This window comes from Verrucosispora sp. WMMA2044 (genome assembly GCF_027497155.1).
GTDB lineage: Bacteria > Actinomycetota > Actinomycetes > Mycobacteriales > Micromonosporaceae > Micromonospora > Micromonospora palythoicola.
This window is the reverse complement of the sequence record NZ_CP114913.1, coordinates 4,319,913-4,337,576: the sequence shown is the minus strand read 5'-3', so window position 1 is coordinate 4,337,576 and position 17,664 is coordinate 4,319,913. Positions and strand designations below refer to the sequence as shown.

The 17,664-nt window shown below is 69.2% G+C and carries 15 protein-coding genes; 4 read left to right on the top strand and 11 right to left on the bottom strand.

Annotated features, from left to right (window positions below):
* Window positions 1-4: 4 nt before the first annotated feature.
* Together hutU and O3597_RS19705 are read right to left on the bottom strand one after the other, a co-directional pair.
* On the bottom strand, window positions 5-1,681 hold the full coding sequence (hutU, locus tag O3597_RS19710; RefSeq protein ID WP_281602006.1) for a urocanate hydratase: 1,677 nt from the start codon (window positions 1,679-1,681) through the stop codon (window positions 5-7).
* 16 nt (window positions 1,682-1,697) lie between these two features.
* Complete coding sequence (locus O3597_RS19705; RefSeq protein WP_164445890.1) at window positions 1,698-2,546, bottom strand: MurR/RpiR family transcriptional regulator; 849 nt, start codon at window positions 2,544-2,546, stop codon at window positions 1,698-1,700.
* Window positions 2,547-2,672: 126 nt separating this feature from the next.
* Here O3597_RS19705 and O3597_RS19700 point away from each other — a divergent pair, with 126 nt between their 5' ends.
* A complete protein-coding gene (locus O3597_RS19700) occupies window positions 2,673-3,941 on the top strand; it encodes a hypothetical protein (protein WP_164445889.1) in 1,269 nt (422 codons plus the stop codon).
* A 59-nt stretch (window positions 3,942-4,000) separates the two neighbouring features.
* Here O3597_RS19700 and O3597_RS19695 read toward each other — a convergent pair whose 3' ends face one another.
* The 7 genes from O3597_RS19695 to O3597_RS19665 form a co-directional block, all read right to left on the bottom strand.
* Window positions 4,001-5,692: a glycosyltransferase family 39 protein gene (locus O3597_RS19695; protein ID WP_281602005.1), complete on the bottom strand. Its 1,692-nt coding sequence runs from the start codon at window positions 5,690-5,692 to the stop codon at window positions 4,001-4,003.
* Window positions 5,693-5,759: 67 nt separating this feature from the next.
* Window positions 5,760-6,602 (bottom strand): glycosyltransferase family 2 protein, encoded by an 843-nt coding sequence (locus tag O3597_RS19690; protein ID WP_281602004.1) that lies wholly within the window; start codon window positions 6,600-6,602, stop codon window positions 5,760-5,762.
* Window positions 6,602-7,528: a glycosyltransferase gene (locus O3597_RS19685; RefSeq protein WP_281602003.1), complete on the bottom strand. Its 927-nt coding sequence runs from the start codon at window positions 7,526-7,528 to the stop codon at window positions 6,602-6,604. The genes O3597_RS19690 and O3597_RS19685 overlap by 1 nt, the downstream gene beginning before the upstream one ends.
* The gene (locus tag O3597_RS19680) at window positions 7,525-8,946 is read right to left on the bottom strand and encodes an O-antigen polymerase (protein ID WP_281602002.1); all 1,422 of its coding nucleotides are present in this window, start codon (window positions 8,944-8,946) and stop codon (window positions 7,525-7,527) included. Before O3597_RS19680 ends, O3597_RS19685 begins: the two co-directional genes overlap by 4 nt.
* The gene (locus tag O3597_RS19675) at window positions 8,943-10,028 is read right to left on the bottom strand and encodes a glycosyltransferase family 4 protein (protein WP_164445886.1); all 1,086 of its coding nucleotides are present in this window, start codon (window positions 10,026-10,028) and stop codon (window positions 8,943-8,945) included. Before O3597_RS19675 ends, O3597_RS19680 begins: the two co-directional genes overlap by 4 nt.
* Window positions 10,025-10,876, bottom strand: a complete 852-nt coding sequence (locus O3597_RS19670) for a glycosyltransferase family 2 protein (RefSeq protein ID WP_164445885.1) — start codon at window positions 10,874-10,876, stop codon at window positions 10,025-10,027. The genes O3597_RS19675 and O3597_RS19670 overlap by 4 nt, the downstream gene beginning before the upstream one ends.
* A gap of 2 nt (window positions 10,877-10,878) precedes the next feature.
* The gene (locus O3597_RS19665; RefSeq protein WP_281602001.1) at window positions 10,879-12,072 is read right to left on the bottom strand and encodes a polysaccharide biosynthesis C-terminal domain-containing protein; all 1,194 of its coding nucleotides are present in this window, start codon (window positions 12,070-12,072) and stop codon (window positions 10,879-10,881) included.
* A gap of 312 nt (window positions 12,073-12,384) precedes the next feature.
* Between O3597_RS19665 and O3597_RS19660 the strand changes: the two genes are divergently transcribed.
* The gene (locus O3597_RS19660; protein ID WP_281602000.1) at window positions 12,385-13,044 is read left to right on the top strand and encodes a lipopolysaccharide biosynthesis protein; all 660 of its coding nucleotides are present in this window, start codon (window positions 12,385-12,387) and stop codon (window positions 13,042-13,044) included.
* Here the strand turns inward: O3597_RS19660 and O3597_RS19655 are convergent.
* Window positions 13,041-14,585 carry a sugar transferase gene (locus O3597_RS19655; RefSeq protein WP_235944376.1) on the bottom strand — a complete coding sequence of 515 codons (1,545 nt, stop codon included), beginning with the start codon at window positions 14,583-14,585 and terminating at the stop codon, window positions 13,041-13,043. The genes O3597_RS19660 and O3597_RS19655 overlap by 4 nt on opposite strands.
* A 112-nt stretch (window positions 14,586-14,697) precedes the next feature.
* Window positions 14,698-15,645 (bottom strand): LCP family protein, encoded by a 948-nt coding sequence (locus tag O3597_RS19650; RefSeq protein WP_281604593.1) that lies wholly within the window; start codon window positions 15,643-15,645, stop codon window positions 14,698-14,700.
* A 306-nt stretch (window positions 15,646-15,951) separates the two neighbouring features.
* Between O3597_RS19650 and O3597_RS19645 the strand changes: the two genes are divergently transcribed.
* Together O3597_RS19645 and O3597_RS19640 are read left to right on the top strand one after the other, a co-directional pair.
* Window positions 15,952-16,785, top strand: coding sequence for a class I SAM-dependent methyltransferase (locus O3597_RS19645; protein ID WP_281601999.1), 834 nt, complete (start codon window positions 15,952-15,954; stop codon window positions 16,783-16,785).
* Between the two features lie 4 nt (window positions 16,786-16,789).
* Window positions 16,790-17,608, top strand: a complete 819-nt coding sequence (locus O3597_RS19640) for an MOSC N-terminal beta barrel domain-containing protein (protein ID WP_281601998.1) — start codon at window positions 16,790-16,792, stop codon at window positions 17,606-17,608.
* Window positions 17,609-17,664 lie beyond the last annotated feature (56 nt).

Here is a 17,664-nt window from a genome sequence, read left to right as displayed (position 1 = left end):
TCCCTCACTCCGCCATCGGGACGCGCACGCCGGTGCGGTCGGCCACCTCGCGGGCGGCGTCGTAGCCGGCGTCGACGTGCCGGATGACGCCCATCGCCGGGTCGTTGGTCAGCACCCGCTCGATCTTCTGCCCAGCCAGCGCGCTGCCGTCGGCCACGCAGACCTGACCGGCGTGGATCGACCGACCGATGCCGACGCCGCCGCCATGGTGGATGGAGACCCAGGACGCCCCGCTGGCGGTGTTGACGAGCGCGTTGAGCAGCGGCCAGTCCGCGATCGCGTCCGAGCCGTCGGCCATCGCCTCGGTCTCCCGGTACGGGCTGGCCACGCTGCCGCAGTCCAGGTGGTCGCGGCCGATCACCACCGGCGCACTCAGCTCACCCGAGGCGACCATCTCGTTGAACCGTACGCCGGCGCGGTCCCGCTCGCCGTAACCGAGCCAGCAGATCCGCGCGGGCAGGCCCTGGAACGCGACCCGCTCACCGGCCAGCCGGATCCACCGCGCGAGGGACTCGTTCTCCGGGAACAGGTCCAGGATCGCCCGGTCGGTGGCGGCGATGTCGGCCGGATCGCCGGAGAGCGCCGCCCACCGGAACGGCCCCTTGCCCTCGCAGAACAACGGCCGGATGTACGCCGGCACGAAGCCGGGGAAGTCGAACGCGCGGTCGTACCCGCCGAGGCGGGCCTCGCCCCGGATCGAGTTGCCGTAGTCGAAGACCTCAGCGCCCGCGTCGAGGAAACCCACCATCGCCTCGACGTGCCTCGCCATCGACGCCCGGGCCCGGTCGGTGAACTCGGCCGGCTTGGCCGTCGCGTACTCCCGGGCGTCGGCCAGCTCGACCCCCTCCGGCAGGTACGACAGCGGATCGTGCGCGCTGGTCTGGTCGGTGACGATGTCGACCGGCACGCCCCGGCGCAGCAGCTCCGGAAAGACGGTGGCGGCGTTGCCGACGACACCGACGCTCAACGCCCGGCGCTCCCGCCTGGCGGCGAGCACCCGCGCGACCGCGTCGTCCAGGTCGTCGGCGATCTCGTCCAGGTAGCGGTCGTGCACTCGGCGGGCCAGCCGGCTACGGTCCACGTCCACGATCAGGCAGACGCCGCCATTCATGGTGACCGCGAGCGGCTGCGCCCCGCCCATTCCGCCGCAGCCCGCGGTCAACGTCAGCGTGCCGGCCAACGTGTCGCCGAACTTCTTGGCGGCGACGGCGGCGAAGGTCTCGTAGGTGCCCTGGAGGATGCCCTGGGTGCCGATGTAGATCCACGAGCCGGCGGTCATCTGCCCGTACATGGTCAGGCCGAGCTGTTCCAGCCGGCGGAACTCCGGCCAGGTCGCCCAGTCGCCGACCAGGTTCGAGTTGGCCAGCAGCACCCGGGGCGCCCACTCGTGCGTCCGCAGCACACCGACCGGGCGACCCGACTGCACGAGCATCGTCTCGTCGTCGCGCAGCTCGGTGAGCGTCCGCACCAGGGCGTGGTACGACGGCCAGTTTCGGGCCGCCCGGCCGGTGCCGCCGTACACGACCAGGTCGTCGGGGCGCTCGGCGACCTCGGGGTCGAGGTTGTTCATCAACATCCGCAGGGCGGCCTCCTGCGGCCAGCCACGGGCGGTGCGTTCGGTACCGCGTGCGGCGTGGATGCTGGTTCCTGGGCCGGGCGCGGCCTGGTCGGATCGCGTCATCGTGGTTCTCCTCCTCCTAACCGAGGAACAACTGTCGACGGGCCGCCGAGGCTTCGAACGCCTCCAGCCGCCGCTGGGTCTCGGCCGGGGCGGCGTCGCAGATCGCCTGGAGCAGCACCATGGCCAGGGTCATCGGAGCGGTGTGCAGGTCGAACACCAGTTGCGCGCCGACCGCGGCGGGCAGCACCACGTCGGCGTGCTCGGTCGCCGGACTCACCGGTGAGTCGGTGATCGCCACGACCGTCAGCCGCGCCGCGCGGGCCTCGCGCAGCGCCTCCAGGGTCTCCCGGGGATAACGCGGCAGCACGAACGCCAGCAGCGCCCGCGCCCCCGCCTCGGCGGCCTGTTCGAGGCGGTCGGTGAGCAGGCTGCCGCCGTCGTCGAGCACCCGCACGTCGGGATGCACCTTGGCGGCGAAGTACGCGAAGTACGCGGCCAGTGGCGCGGCCGAGCGCAGACCGAGCACCGGCAGCGGTCGGCTGGCCGCCAGCAGACGCCCGGTCTCGGCGATCCGCTCCCGGTCGGCCAACTGACCGGCCAACCGGTCCAGGTTGCCGATCTCGGCGCGTACCGCCTGCTGAAGTTCGTTGCCGGCGGTGGTCGGGCCGGGCGCGGCGGCGGTCAGCTCGCGCAGCCGACGACGCAGCGCCGGGTAGCCGTCGTGGCCCAGCGCCACCGCGAACCGGGTGACCGACGGCTGGCTGACCCCGGCCAGCTCGGCGACCTCGGCGGCGGAGAGGTAGCCGATGGCGGGGGCGTGCTGCACCAGGCAGTGCGCGATGCGCCGCTGCGTCGGGGTGAGCCGGACGCCATCGAACAGGCCGACGACCCGCTCCGCCGACGCCATGGCAACTCCCTCATTCATCCGGTGACTCTATGCATGAAAACTTTCATCAAGCAACTCCGGGCTCTGTGCGGCCAGCGGCGGCGGGCCGAGCCAGTTGGTGCCGTCTCTGTAGGATCCGCATGGCGGTTGAGCGAAGGAGTTGGCATGCAGCCGGGAACGCCCTACAGGTTCACCCACATGCTGGGCGGGTCTTCGGTGGGCAAGGCGTGGGCGGCCATCGATGAACAGGGCCGCCTTGTGACGGTGGCAGTCCTGGATGCCACCGTCGCCGCCACCGAGGGTTGGCGGGAGGCGTTCGCCGGAATGGCTAACTCGTTGGCCGAGGTGCCCGAGGGTGTGCCGTACACGTACGCCGACTTCTCGGCCGCCGCGCCGTGGGTCGCCTACCCCGCCGAAGCTGGGCCGGGTGCGGAACGGCTGATGCGCTCGCTCGGGGTGGACTACCAGCCGATCCAGGCGGAGGCCAGGGCACCCGTCTCCGCGCCGCCACAGCCGGTTTCCGGTGCTCCGCAGCCGGTCTCCGGAGCCCCGCAGCTCGTGTCGGGCTCACCTGTCGTGCACCGGTCGGTGCAGATTCCCGAGCAGCCGGCGTCCGGAGCTCCGCACCCGATCTCTGGCGCGCCGGCCTCGCCGGGGGCACCCCAGGTGGGGACGTCGGCACCGTCCGCTGGCGCGGCGACTCCGGTATCGGATGCGGGATTCGGTCCGGCGGTGCCGGGCACATTCGGCGCCGTAGATCCGTTCGACTCGTCCGGTGGGCGCAGGATCGCACCCGTCGCACGTCCGCCGCGTAACCGGCTCCGTCTCTGGATCGGCGGTGTGGTGCTGACCGCGCTGCTGGCCGGTGGTGCCGGGTTCTTCGTCGGCGGCGCGCTCGACGGGTCGGGCGAGCCGGCCGGCGATCCGTCGGTAAGTGCCTCTCCGCCGCTGTACGACGCGACGCAGAACTCGTTGAACAAGACGAAGTTCGACGGGGACCTCATGCCGCTCGCCGAGCCCTGGCTGGCGCAGATGGGTGGATGCGCGGTTGACACGGAGGTCGGTGGTCCCGAACTGTTGGACGGTGAGAGCCGGCACGTCTTCTGCCGGTACCGCGGCGTGGCCGTGCATTTCGCCCGGTACGAGTCGGCGGCCACGAAGGAGGCCGCGCGGACCTTCCGCCAGGAGATGGGCATCATCGGCCGGGCACTCGCACCGGGTCTCAGGGAGGCCACCCAGAGCACCGGCGGCTCCAGTGGAGCCCCAGGCGCCTACGTCGAGTACGCGGGCAACGGCCACGACGGGCGGCCGGTTTGCGGGATCTGGTGGAGCCGCGACGACGGCCTCAGCTCCTTGTATCTGGAGACGCCCTGCGGCGCGGGGCTCGGTGGCAACTGGGACGCGCTTCGGGACCTCTGGCACCGGAACAGCTGACCCGGTTTCGAAATCGTCCACCCGGGCCCGACACCGGCCGGCGGTGACGCCGCCGGACCTCAGCGCACCGCGGCTCCGTCGGGTGGAGCGACCAGACAGACGTCGGCACCTACCGTGACGTCGGCGGGAAGGTCGATCCGAACCAGGCGCGCACCGCGGAAGATTCGCTCCGTGACCGCTCCGCCGCGACTGCCGAGGCGGACGATGACATCTCTGTTCTCGATCTCCTCCCAGTCGGTGATCTGGAACAGCCAGACCCGGGACCGTCCGGCCAGCAGCTCCGCCACGGTCCGCTGTGGACAACCGGTGGGCGGAGCCGGTGCCACATAGCCGTCGGCTGGCGGGCCGTAGTAGGACTGCGAGTTCCAGGACAGCCGGGTCGCGAGGAACAGGTCATCCGGACGCCGCTCGTCACTCAGGTGGCGCAGGGCGGTCCGGTAGTCGGCCACGTTGGCACCCCCACCCTGCGGGAAGGCGTGTTGTGGACGGGTTGACGCCGTCACGTCGAGGGCGAGCTGAGGAGCCGCCAGCGCGATGACAAGCGCCGCACCGAGCGCCCTGCGGACGCGACTGGGAACGCCGTGCCGGGCGTCCGGCGCGGCCACCGCGAGGCTGGCCAGCATCAGCAGAGCCGGCACCGTGTAGAGCGCCAGCCGACCGGTGAACGGGTAGACCGACGCGGCCGCGCCGACCAGTCCGACCATCAGCGGAGTGACCAGAATCAATACGGCGAGAGCGGCTACGCGACGCCACCACAGGACCGCACCGGTGACCAGCAACGGTACGACTATCCAGGCCGACCAGGACACGAACGGCACGCGGGCCAGGCTGCGATACGTCGAATCGAGCCAGTCCAGGGTGGCGGGAACGTTCGTGAGCGGCTGGTACGGGTAGATCGCCTTGCCCAGCCAGTACGCCTGGAGATGGGCGTCGTTCTGACCGGGTGCCAGGACCGCTACATAGATCCACAGCGCAGCGATGATCCAGATTGGCGCGGGCAGCAGGAAGCGGCCCAGTTCACGCAACCGCTGCACCCACCGCTGTCCCGGACTGACGAGCGTGTGCAGCCCAATCAACACGCCGAGCGCAGCGGCGACCGGTATGGCCATGATGCTCAGTACGGACGTGACAAGTGCGATTCCCCAGAACTCGATGCCACTGCGCCGGGTCAACCTGTTCCGGCGGGTCAGGAGGAGAGCCGTTCCCACGAGCAGCGTCACGCAGAATGCCTCGGCGCTGTACGGCTTGAGTTCGTTCGAGTAGGCGATGAGGAAGGGTGCGATCGCGACCAGCAGCAGAGCGGTGAGCGCGGTGAGTGGCGGCATGAGCCGCCGTCCGAGCCAGCCGACCAGCGGCAGCAGCGCCAGCCCGAAGAGCAGCGGTACGAGCCGCATCGACTGTTCCGTTGGGCCGAACAGCTGGAGGGAGAGCCGTTCGAGCCAGAGCCAACCTGGCGGGGCCGATTGGCTGAAGGCGAGCGGCTCCAGCAACTCCAGGTAACTTCGCTCGCGCAGGTTGTGAGCCACGTACAGTTCGTCGCTCCAGAAGCTGCGCCCGAACGTCCACTGCCGGATCCGCAACACCGCACCAAACCCGACGATGATGCCGGCAAGCGACCAGTAGGGGAGCCGGCCCAGGGCCTTCACGATCGAGGGTGCCGCCCCGGACGCCGTCTGCCGGCCGTAACGGGACTGGGCTGGCGCAGCAGCCGCCAAGGCGGGGTGGACCGGGAGGCGGCGCGTCTCGGGCACGGCGAGACGCTACCAAGGGCAGGCATTGTCGCGGCGGGGGAAACTGTCGCGATGAGCGCCGGCAGGGTTACCGGGGTGGTTGACACCGCTGTACACCCGGTTCCGCATTCACGGGCGAGCCGACCAGGCGGGCGGCGGTCCGGTGCCGTCGGGATGCCGGCGGCAGTCCGATCAGGAACTCGGGAAAGATGCCGAAGAAGGTCCGAGCACTGCGCAGTTCGAGGTTGTGTGCCCGTGACCAGTGCACTGAGTTTGTCGCGCGGGCCCAATGATGGGTCCAACGGACATCACCGAGCAGGACGACCGGGCGGCCGAGTTGCCACGAGCGTAGACCGAGCTCGTGATCCTCGTAGTAGAGAAAGAACCGCTCGTCCCACCCACCCAACTCGACGAACTCCGCCGTACGCGCCGCTACCGCCGCGCCCATGACCCAGGCGACGTAGACCGACTCGCCGGGACCGGCCAGGATGCGGTACGACCCGTGCAGCCGGTTCAGCGGCCAGACGCGCCGGTTACCCAGCTTCGCCGTCGCGTACGGGAAGCCGCGGCCGTTGGGCTGTGGAATGCCCTCCGCCGAGAGCAACTGGGGCGCAACCAGCCCGCCGTGCACGTCAAGGTGCCGTTTCAACACGGTGAGACCATCAGGGCGAAGCTCGAGATCCGGGTTCGCGAACAGAACGTACTCACCCGCCTCGCGTAGCCCGATGTTGTTGGCCTTGGCAAAGCCAACGTTCTCCGCCAGTTGGATGACTCGGGCACCCAGTTTCTCCGCCACCTGTACCGAGTCGTCGGCGGAGCAGTTGTCGACGACGATCCACTCGTACGGTCTGGATTCGTTGTGCCAACAGCGGCGCAGGATCTCCGCCGAGTTGTAGGTGACCGTGACGACGCTCCACCTACGTTCAGTCATCACGCTCTCCGAACTGTCAGGTAGCGGCACAGGGACACGAAGCCGAATCTCTTGCCGTTCCACTGCCGGCGGGCGGCCGGCGCCTCGACCAGGCCGCGCCCGACACCGCGAAGGAACGGCCGTAGCAGCCCTTGCCGGGCGCGGCGGGCGGCCAGTGCGAGGTGGGCGAGTGTCAGCACGGGAACCGCGACGAGCAGCAGTGGCCAGGTGAAGGTCCGGGCCGCTACGAGGAGCCGGTTGCGTGCCAAAAGTCGGGCCCGGAACCCCTGAAGGCTGCTGTCGCCCTCGACGCTGTGACCGCCCGCGTGCGGTAGCACCAGGTCCAGCGGGCGAGTGCGTAGGCCCGAGGCATAGAGCCGGAAGGCCAGGTCGGCGTCCTCCCCCCAGGCGAACAGATGCTCGTGGAACCCGCCGAACCGTCGGAACAGGTCGGTGGGAAAGACCGCCGCGCCACCCGACGGCCCGAGCGGACCTCGGGACACCGTCGCCACCCGGTCGATGAAGAGGGCGATCGGGTGAAGGTCGATGCCGACGTACGCGCCGCCGTACATGGAAAGACCTACCGCGATCGGGCCGTCGGGATTCGCCGCGACGGTGGCCCAGACGCGGGCCAGGCCGTCCTCGGGCAGCCAGACGTCCGGATTCAGCAGCAGGACGTGGCTCGTCGTCGCGGCTGCGACGGCGCGGTTACAGCCTTCCGCGAAACCGGGATTCGAGGAGTCGGGAAGATAGGTGTACGAGGCGTCACCCAGACAACCCGCGATGATCGCCTCGCAGCCGTCACCGGGACAGTTGTCGGCGAAGACGAACCGAACCGGGAGTTCACCGACGGCGCGTACCCACGTCGGCAGCGTCTCGGCCAGCATGTCGCCCGACCGGTACAGGACGGTGACCACCGTCAGGCCCGTGGCAGACGTCTCGCTCACGTCGCGGATCTCCCCAGCCGGTGTAGGACGTAGAGCCCGGGTACCAGGCTCAGCCAGGTCGGATAGATGAACGGGTAGAGCTCGTACAGGCCGAACATGGCGAAATACACGATGAAGCCCCGGCCCAACTGTCCGGCGGGTGCGGTGGTGAACTCGAGCCGACGTTCGGCCGCGCCGACCACCAGTCCTAGGGCGGCGAGAAAGAGGACTGCACCGGCCGCTCCGAAATCGAGCAGCGGTATGGCAACGAACGTCGCGGTGTTCATGTGGTACGGCTGGCTGAGTTGGGACGTCACCGCGTACAAATCCGCCTCGCCGACCAGTGGCTCGACGCGGGAGCCCAGAAATGTCAGGGAGTACGCGCCGTACCTCGGGTCCAGGTGCTCCCGTTGGGACCAGAGCCGGCCGAATGTCTCCGTGGACGAGCTCAGGGACAGGTCGAGCGAGCCGACGCTGCTGGCTACGGCGTTGCCGCCGTACTGCGACCGGAACTCGTTCTCGAACGAACCGGTCCCCGCCATCGTGCGCTGCCCGCCGAGGAAGACGGCAGTGCCGAGGACCGCCAGGCCGATGAGAAGGATGACCGGGGTCTTCGGGAAGGCTTTCGTCGCTCGCCGCCTCGGGCGGTACATCGACAGGGCGGCGATCAGCGCGGGCGCGATCCCGACGAGCACGGAGTTCTTGCTCGCGCCGAGGGCAGCGCCCACGGCGAAGACGCCGGCGAGAGCGTAGTAGATGAGCGATGTCCGCCAGTTTCGAGACAGGGCGCGCAGGAGGGAGACCGCCATCCCGAGGGTCCACGCTTCGGAAAGCAGCCCGATGACGATGTTCGACTGTTCCCGCAGCACCTGCCGTGCCGCGTCCGGGTTGTCGGCCAGCAGTGGTGGCACCACCCCCTGGAACCGGAGGGCCGACGTCGCGGCCGCGATACCGAGCAGAACGAAGAGGTATGTCAGCAGGCGCCGTTGACTGGGCCATGAAAGCGTCGGCCGACGCGACTCGACGCCGTCGCGCCGTACCGTCAGTCGCCGTCCGACAGCCCACGCGGTCAGGAACACGGCCACGTATCCGGCGAGGACCGGCAACACCGCCTCGCCAGCCCAGGAGTCGTAGGGGCCGGGAACGGTAAGTACGGCGAGGAAGGTGGCACCCCAGGCGGCTGTACATGCGGCCAAACCCCACATCCGCGACCTCGCTGCGAGCAGGGCCGCTACCGCCAAGGCAAGTGTCACGGCAGCACCGGTGTCCCACACGGACATGAACAGCAGCGTGCCAGAGACAAAGGGGATGCCGACCGACCAAAGCCGTTTCTCAGCGGGGAGCATCGGTTTCCCTGTCACCTCTCCTGGTGCAGGGTCGGGGCTCGATGCCGAATTCGGCAGCCGGGCGCCATGCTCGTCAGGTTGGCGTGGCGTCATCTGCTGACCGCTCGGTACAGGTCAAACCAGTTCTTGACGCATCGGGTGAAGGAGTGCTCGGATGCGTACTCCCGGGCCAACTCGCGCCGATGCCCCGGGTCGCTGCCCGGACGAGTAGCCGCACGGATGGCGGCGGTGATCGCCGGTGTCGTCAGGTCCGCCTGGTAGGCAAGCACACCCGCACCCCGCCGAGTGATCTCCGCCAGCCCGCCGACTCCGGAGTGCACGACCGGAACGCCGAGGGACATCGCCTCCAGCGCGCTACGTCCGAAGGATTCCACTCGGGATGGTACGAGCAGACAATCGAGCGTCGGTAGGAACGATGCGGCATCCACGCGGCCGACGAGTCTGATGTTGGGACGAGCCGCGATGGGCAGTGTTCCGGCTCCGGCGACCAGGAACTCGGCATCAGCGAGTGCATCCGCGATGTCGGTGAGAAGGTCCGCGCCCTTTTCTCGCTCGAGTCGACCGAGGAAGCCCACCCGGATCGATTCGGTCGGTGGACGGAGCGACGTGAGGCCTGCCGTCGGCCAGATCGCAGGTAACGGATTTGTGATCACACGTACGTTGTCGACCCGTCCGCGCACCCGCAGCTCCTCCGCCTCGAAGGCGGAGACCGCGACGGTTGCGTGCGGTCGTAGTCGACGAGCGATCAGGTCGAGCGTGATGTTCGCCTGCACCGCGGCTTTTCCGCGCAACGACGCTGCGGCGTCACGATACTGCCACAAGCTGTTGTGCAGTGCGACCACCAGCGGAGTCTGCCGGCCCTTGACGCCGAGCCCGGCTCTGGCGTGCATCGCGGCGGAGAGCAGGTGGGCGCTCACCACGTCCGGCCGCGACTCGTCGACGAGCCGCCGAATGTCCCGCGCGTAGTCAAGATCGACCCGTCGGGTGGCTGCGAGCCTGAACCACCTGATTCCCGAGTCGCGGAGCGTCGCCGCCACCTCGTCGTCGGGCGTGGCGGCCAGCACCTCCACCCCCTGCTCGGCCAGCGCCGGCAGCATCTCGGCGAGAAATCGCTCAGCGCCGCCAAGTTGCCGTCGTCCGGCACCACCCGTCGTGCACACGAATAGGACCCTCATCGAGCACGCAGTCCTTCGATGGCGCCCCGGGCCACCGCCCGACGGGTGGCACCGCCACCCACCCCGGCCCGTAGCAGCACTCCGAGGGTGTAGGCGGAACAGGCGATCCTTCCGCGCCAGCCAGCAAGCTCGCGACTCGCCCGGATGAACTCGCGGGTCTGTCGGCGCGAGATCTCCTCCGGCGGCCACCGTCGCTTGGCGCTCGCGTCGTCCTCGTGGGTCACGACGGCCGCCGGTACGTAGGCGAGGCGCAGCCCCAGCCGCCGGACCGCCCAACACAGCCGTAGATCCTCGGAGTAGAAGAAGGAGGACTCGTCGACGCCGCCGATGGCGTCGAGGGTTTCCCGGCGGATCGCCACGAAGGGCCCGGAGAACCAGTCGCCCTGTTCGGGCGGGGAGACTATCCGCAGGCGCGGTAGTACCAGGCTCAGTCCGGTGGCGTGCGCGAGCCCGGCAGCCACGGTCAGGAAGCGTCCGGCCGCTGTCTGGTCCGCGCCGTTCACGTCGAGGACGGTCGGAAACGCGGCCCCAACCGTCGGATCGTCGAGACGCGCGGACAACTCCTCGACGGCGCCGGTTCGAACGACGATGTCGTTGTTGGACAAGACCACGCGGGACCGGGTGGTGTGCCGTACTCCCAGGTTCATGCCCTTCGCGTAGCCAAGGTTCACCTCCGAACGGAGGTACCGGGCTCCGGTCTCGTCGCACATTGCCTGTAGGGCCGAGCTGATGTCAGCGGCGCTGCCGTTGTCCACGACGACAACCTCAGCGGCGGACGGCAGCGATCTCACGCAGGCGTTCGTCCGCTCGAAGTCTTCCCAGGTCAGAACGACGATTGAAACATCCACCGCTAGGCCACCCGATTGAGGAGAAGGTGCGACGACCGCCGCAGGCGCTGCCAGGTCCGGAACGTGTAAACGCCGTATGCGAGCGATGAGGCCGTGGCGGCACCGGTAGCGCCGATCCATGGAATGAGCAGGAGGTAGAGCACGACCGAGACTGACATCGTGACTAGAGCGACGGCCGTGGTGGCTCGCTCGCCACTCTGCTTGAGCAGCATGGCGCTCCAGGTCTTGCCGACGGCCAGCGCCAACGTGCCGGGCAGCAGGAGCAGCCCGAAGATCCAGGCGTCGCGGTAGTCGGGCACCAGCAGGCCGACAACAGCGAGCCCGATCACCGCCAGGCAGGCCACGGGAAACGCCGCCCGCACCGCTGCCCGGCTCTGGTCCTGGATGGCGTCGGGATCTCGTTCGGCGAGGATCCGCTGCGACCTGACCACCGCGCCGGCCTGTGCGAACTCCAACGCGGCCACGGCCAGGGCGTAGACGCCAAGTGGTCCGGCCCCGGCGAAGCGAGCCACCAGGACCTGACTCAATCGGTACGTCACCATCTGAGCGGAGACGCCGACGTGCAACTGGCCCACGGCGACGAGGTCGGCCCGGTATTCGGGCAGCCGTGCGGTCACCGCCGGAAACGGCCGGAGCCGTTGCGCCCAGACCAGGACCGCGCCGGCCAGGACGGCAGCGGCTGCCACCTGGACGAGAAGCCAGACCAGACTCCAGTGGCCGCCGTCGCGCTCGTCGCCGACGAGCAGGATCGCGTACCCAGCCATCAGCACACCGCCGCCTGCCGCCCGGGTGGCGTACACGAGCCAGAATTTCTTGAGGCGTAGACCCAGCGCGGCTGCCGTGTTGAAGACGGTGAGGGCGCAGGCGGCGCCGATGCCCACCGTGAAGCTGCCGATCCCGGCCAGCGCTGTCATCGCTGCTGCGGCTGCGGCCGTGAGCCCGAGCGATACCCCGAGGATGCCGAGAATCCAGCTGCGTCCGCGAGACATGATCCAGCCAGCGGGACGCGACAGCAGGAAGGTGTCGGTCGAGAAACCACCGATCGCAGCCCCCATCGTGGCGGCCACCATGTTTGCCGCGAGTTCACCGCGTTCGGTCGCCGGAAGCGCAACCGATACGACGGCCGCGAAACCAGTCATCCCGAGCGCGGCAATGTAGAGACGTTCGGGTGAGAGGCGGCGGCGGATACCTAGCACGCGGTGTCCTCGGTCGACCCCGGGCTGACGTCTTGCCGAGACCGGGCAGCGTCGGCCAGCCACACGCTTCCCACTCGTCTCCCCCCGAAGATGTGGTGGATGTGCCAGCATGAACGCCACGTCGCTGGCATTTTCTACCCGAACGACGCTCGGTCCCGCAATCGACCGCCTGGACCGAACCTGCCGCATCTGCCGAGCGGCCCCTCGGACATTTGACGACCTCACTCACCGGTAATCTGACGGCTCGTCCGGGGACAACAGACGTGGAGCCACATGTACCTCGCCCGTTACTTCGGCGCGCACTGGGCGACGATGGCGCTGCTGGCCCTGCTCGGCGGGATCGGGGCGGGTGCCCTGGCGGCCAGCCAGCCCTCCAGCTATCGCTCCGAGGTGCAACTGCTCGTCAGCTTCGTACCGGTACCGCCGAACATCCGGGAGACCGCCGCCCCGGCGCTCGCCGAACAGTTGATGCAGCGGCGGGTGAAGACCTACGCCAGCATGATGAACAGTGCGCGGCTGACCCAACCGGTGATCGATTCGCTCGGCCTGCCGGACACACCCGCCCAACTCGCCGATCGCATCGTTGCGTCGTCGACCGTGAACACCCTGGCGATCGACGTGGCTGTCACCTACGGCGACCCAGCGGGGGCGGCCGCCATCGTCAACGCGCTCGCCGCCGAACTGCAGCGAATCGCGGAGCGCGACGCAGCGCCAGCCGGCCTCGTGTCGAGGGCGCGGGTCTCCGTGCTCAAGGTCGGCGTCGTCCCCAAGGAACCTGAAGCGGTGCCCTGGCCGTGGCGTGCGGCCCTCGGTGCGCTCGGTGGATCCGCGATCGGGATCGGCATCGCCGTGTGTCATGCCCACCGCAGGTTGGGCACACCCGTGAGCGCAGACCTCAAGGCTGCCTGGGCGGCGACCGTGCGAACGCACCCATTCGGCGGCGGTGCGTCGAGCGGAAGCCGGCAGCTTTAGCGACCTCCGGCGCGGAACACCTCCGCGACCGTACGCAGCACCACCTTGACGTCGAGCCAGAGCGACCAGTTCTCGATGTAGTAGTTGTCGAACCGCGTGCGATCGGAGATCGGCGTGTCCCCCCGCAGGCCGCTGACCTGCGCGAGCCCAGTCAGCCCGACGGGCACCCGGTGACGCGCGGCGTAGTTCGGATACTCCGCCGAGAACTTCTCGACGAAGTACGGCCGCTCCGGCCGCGGACCCACCACGCTCATGTCGCCGCGCAGAATGTTCCACAGCTGAGGCAGCTCGTCGAGCGACGTACGGCGCATGAAGCGGCCGATTGGCCCGACTCGCCGGTCGTGCCCGATGGTCCAGTTGGTCTGCGACTCCTGCTCGTCCCTCGGACGCAGCGTCCTGAACTTGATGACCTGGAAGGACCTGCCGTGCCGGCCGATGCGCTCCTGACGAAAGAAGATGCCGCGCCCCCCTTCGGCGGCGGTGGCGACGGTGCAGAGTAGGAGCACTGGACACAGCACGATCAGAGCCACCGTGGCGAACAGCAGATCCGAGGCTCGCTTGACGGCCCACCGTGGACCGGAGAACGTGACATCACCGATCTTGATGATCGGGATCGCCCCGATGTGGTCGGGGTATCCGCCCTGAGCCCGGGAGCCCCACAGACGCGGGACCGCCCACAGGTCGCATCGGGCACTGCGGGGACGTAGCAGGGTCTCCATCAGAGTGGACTCCGGACAGTCCGGGTCGGCGATGACGAGAACCTCGCACTCCAACAGGCGAACCAGGTGCTCCAGATCGTCGAGGGTGCCGCTCAGCGGGAGCGTGGCACCGCGCTGCCGGGCGGGGGCGTCGACACAGCCGACGAACCGTAGCCCGTAACGGGGGTAGCGGCGGAGCAGCCGGGCGAGTTCGAGCCCGACCGGCCCGCTACCGATGATGATCGCGTTGTGCTCCACCCACCGGCGCTTGCGTACGGCGATGGTGAGGGTACGGCTGACCACCCGGCCGAGGATCACCAAGCCAGCCGACAACGCCACTCCCCGCATGAATCCGCTGACGTACTCGACGGAGGAGTGACGCAGCGCCGCGATGATGGCCACCACGGCGGCAGACGCCAGTAGTCGCCCACAGAGGCTCGGCAGCTCGTCCAGGATGCTCACGTGCCGGCGGGGCCGGTAGAGCCCCCCGGCGGCGAAGATGGCCACCGCGAGGACGGCGTTTGCCAACGTGCCCCGCCAGTACGTCTGACTCAGCAGCAGCGGGGTGAGCAGCGCGGCGGCGTCGATTGGAAGCGTCATCATCCATGCCCGCAGTCGTCGCGTCCGCGACGATGTACGGGATCGGGCATAGGGCAGGACCGCAGTCGTGTCGAGCCCGGAGGTGGCCGCGTCCGCCATCTCGTCGGCGACCGGCATCTCGACGGAAGCCGGGGCCGGTGGAACCTCGTCGTCGACGGCGTCCTGCCGCGCGACCCGTTGTTGTCCCCACCCGCCGGTGCGCTCGCCGGACGGGGGATGGCTGATTGTCGGCTGGCTTGTCATGGTTGGCGCTCCCCCCGTGGAACCCTTGGCCGCGCGACAAGTCTCAAAGGGCGACCGCAGGATACGGTCGGGTGAGATAGACCGCCATAGTAGGAAGGCTTGTTTCCTCTTCCTACTTTGCGGCGGACTGGATTTCCGGCACCGCGTCACGGCGCACCGCGTCGAAGAGCCGATCAGCCTTCGCTGTGTCGGCGAGCACGACACTTTCGTTGCCGATCCGGCCCGTGCCCTTGGTGGGGCAGGTGTAGAAGTCGAGATTTCCGCCACGCAGATGACGCAGTTCCATGCCTAGATCCAACAAAGACATGGACTCGTCGACGGCCACCGCGTCCGCCGTAGCACGGACGAACGAGTTCAGTCTGGTGGGGCTGGCCAGGGTGCCACCGGAGGCCGCCTTGTCGAGAATGGCCTTGATGACCTGCTGCTGGTGCTTGATCCGGGTGAAGTCACCGTCGGCGAACGCGTACCGCTCGCGGGCGTAGTCGAGCGCCGCGGCACCATCCATCTCCTGCTTGCCCGCGACGAATTGCCGCCGGCCGTCGGGCGTGAACGAGTGCCGGGAGGTGAAGCCCTGCTCGACGGTGATCTCGATGCCGCCGAGGGCGTCGACGATCTCCTTGAACCCGGCGAAGTCGACCATCGCCACGTGGTCGACACGAACGCCGGTGAACTTCTCCACCGTCTGCACCATGAGCGGGACACCACCCCAGGCGTACGCGGCGTTGATCTTCGCATCGCGACCGCCGCGCCCCTGGCGGGATCTCGGCACACTCACCCAGGTATCGCGAGGGATCGAGATGAGCTGGGCGCTGGACCGATCCTTCGGGAGGTGGGCAAGGATGATCGTGTCGGTGCGGGATCCCGAGGTGTCCTCCGGATCGCGGGAGTCGCTGCCCAAAATCATGATGTTCAAGGCGTCGGCCGCGACGACCTGTGGTCGGGACTCCTCCGGGACGTCTTCGAAGGCGTCGACCCGCTCAACGCTGGATTCGACGGACCGGTAGTAGAGCCCTGCGGCGAGCATCCCACCACCGACCACCAGCACCAGCACCAGGCCCATGATCAACACTAGGCGCGACCACCGCCGACGGCGTCGCGGGCGCTCGGCCGGCGCCTCCAGTGTCGGCGGCTCGTCGGCGGACGACGCCGCAGCCGGTGGGCTCTCGGAAAGCGACGTATCGGTTTGAACGTCCCCGTGGTCCTGGCGCATGATGAGGATGCTACTGATTTCGACCCCTGGCTCGCATTCCCCTGTCGTTGCTTTCGCGTGTCGACCCGTCGCAGAGCCGAAACACAGTGGAATGGGCGGTACGACCAACTTCCCTTTGTTACCCCACTGTTTCCGTTGATCTGGTAGAACGCAGCGGTGGATGCCGTCAAGCTGCGTCGGGCGATCGCCCGTACCCGCCTCGCCCCCGTCGCCGCCTTTCCGAAACGCCTGGTCGCCGTCGCCCGGCACGACGCCAAGGTGCTGCGTACCTCAGCCCGCTGGTTGGTCGCCTCGCGGGAGCATCACAACTACACGTACGAGTTGACCAAGCTCAGTCGGCACCATCTCGCCTGGTTCGTCAGTGTCGTCTGCGAGCTGCCGGTCAAGCAGGTCCGTGGGTACCTCGCCGAGATCGAGTCCGACGACGCGCTGCGGCAGCACATCAGCTCCGCCATCGCGGGCGCCGCCCGTCGTGGGCTGGCGGACCGGCAGGTGCGGTACGCCCGCCGGATCGGCTGGTACGCGATCGTCCGGGCCCGGCGGCCGAAGCACATCGTCGAGACCGGCGTCGACAAGGGACTGGGCAGCTGCGTGCTGGCCGCCGCGCTGCTGCGCAACGCGGCCGAGGGGCATCCGGGTCGGGTCAGTTCCATCGACATCAACCCCGAGGCCGGCTATCTCGCCCGCACCGAACCCTGGTCGGAGGTGATCGACCTGGTGATCGGCGACTCGGTCGAGTCGATCACCGCGTTGGACCGGCCGGTCGACCTGTTCCTGCACGACAGCGACCACAGCCGCGCCTACGAGCGGCGCGAGTTCGCCGCCGTCGAGTCGAAGCTGGCCCCGGGCGCGGTGCTGCTCACCGACAACGTCACCCACACGAACGTGCTGGCCGAGCACGCCGAACGCACCGGGCGGCGGTTCCTCGCCTACCGGGAGACGCCGGCGAACCACTGGTACCCGGGCGACGGCATCGGCGTGGCATGGTAACCGGGTGCGGCTGAGCGGGATCACCACCTATCCGGTCAAGGGTTGCCGTGGTCTCGTCCACGACGCGGCCGACGTACGGCCGTGGGGGCTGGACGAGGACCGGCGTTGGATGCTTGTCGACGCCGAGGGGATCGGTGTCACCCAGCGCGAGGCCACGTCGCTGGTCCGGGTGCATGCCAGCCCTGGCCCCGACGGGCTGCTGCTGCGCGCCGACGGTCACCCGGACCTGGTGGTGCCCGAGCCGACCGACGGCACGCCGGTGGCGGTGCGGACGTTCCGGCGGCGGGTGCTGCGGGTCGACGCGCTGCCCGCCGGCCCGGCCGCCGACGCCTGGTTCGGTGCGGTGCTCGACCGACCGGTCCGGCTGGTCCGACTGGCTCGACCGACCCGGCACATTCCACGCGGCGACCGGAAGTACGACCCCGGGGATCAGGTCAGCTTCGCCGACGCGTACCCGGTGCTGCTGACCAGCACGGCATCGCTGGCGGCCCTCGGCGACTGGCTCGTCGCGGACGGTGCGCAACCGGTGCCGATGACCCGCTTCCGGCCCAACCTGGTGCTCGACGGTGCCCCCGCCTGGGCGGAGGACGACTGGGCCGGGCGTGGGCTGCGCATCGGCGCCGTCCGTTTCCGCGCCGCCGGCCCGTCGGCCCGCTGCCTGGTCATCACCACCGACCAGGAGACCGGGGTACGCGGCCGGGAACCGTTGCGGACCCTCGCCCGGCACCGCAACATCGACCGCAAGCTCCTGTTCGGACTCAACCTGGTGCCGCTGGAGTCGGGCCGGGTGCGGCTCGGTGACCCGGTGGAACTGTCCGACTGACCAGGTGGACACGGCTCGACGACGACCGGCGGACACCTCTTGCCGCCGGCCGGCCG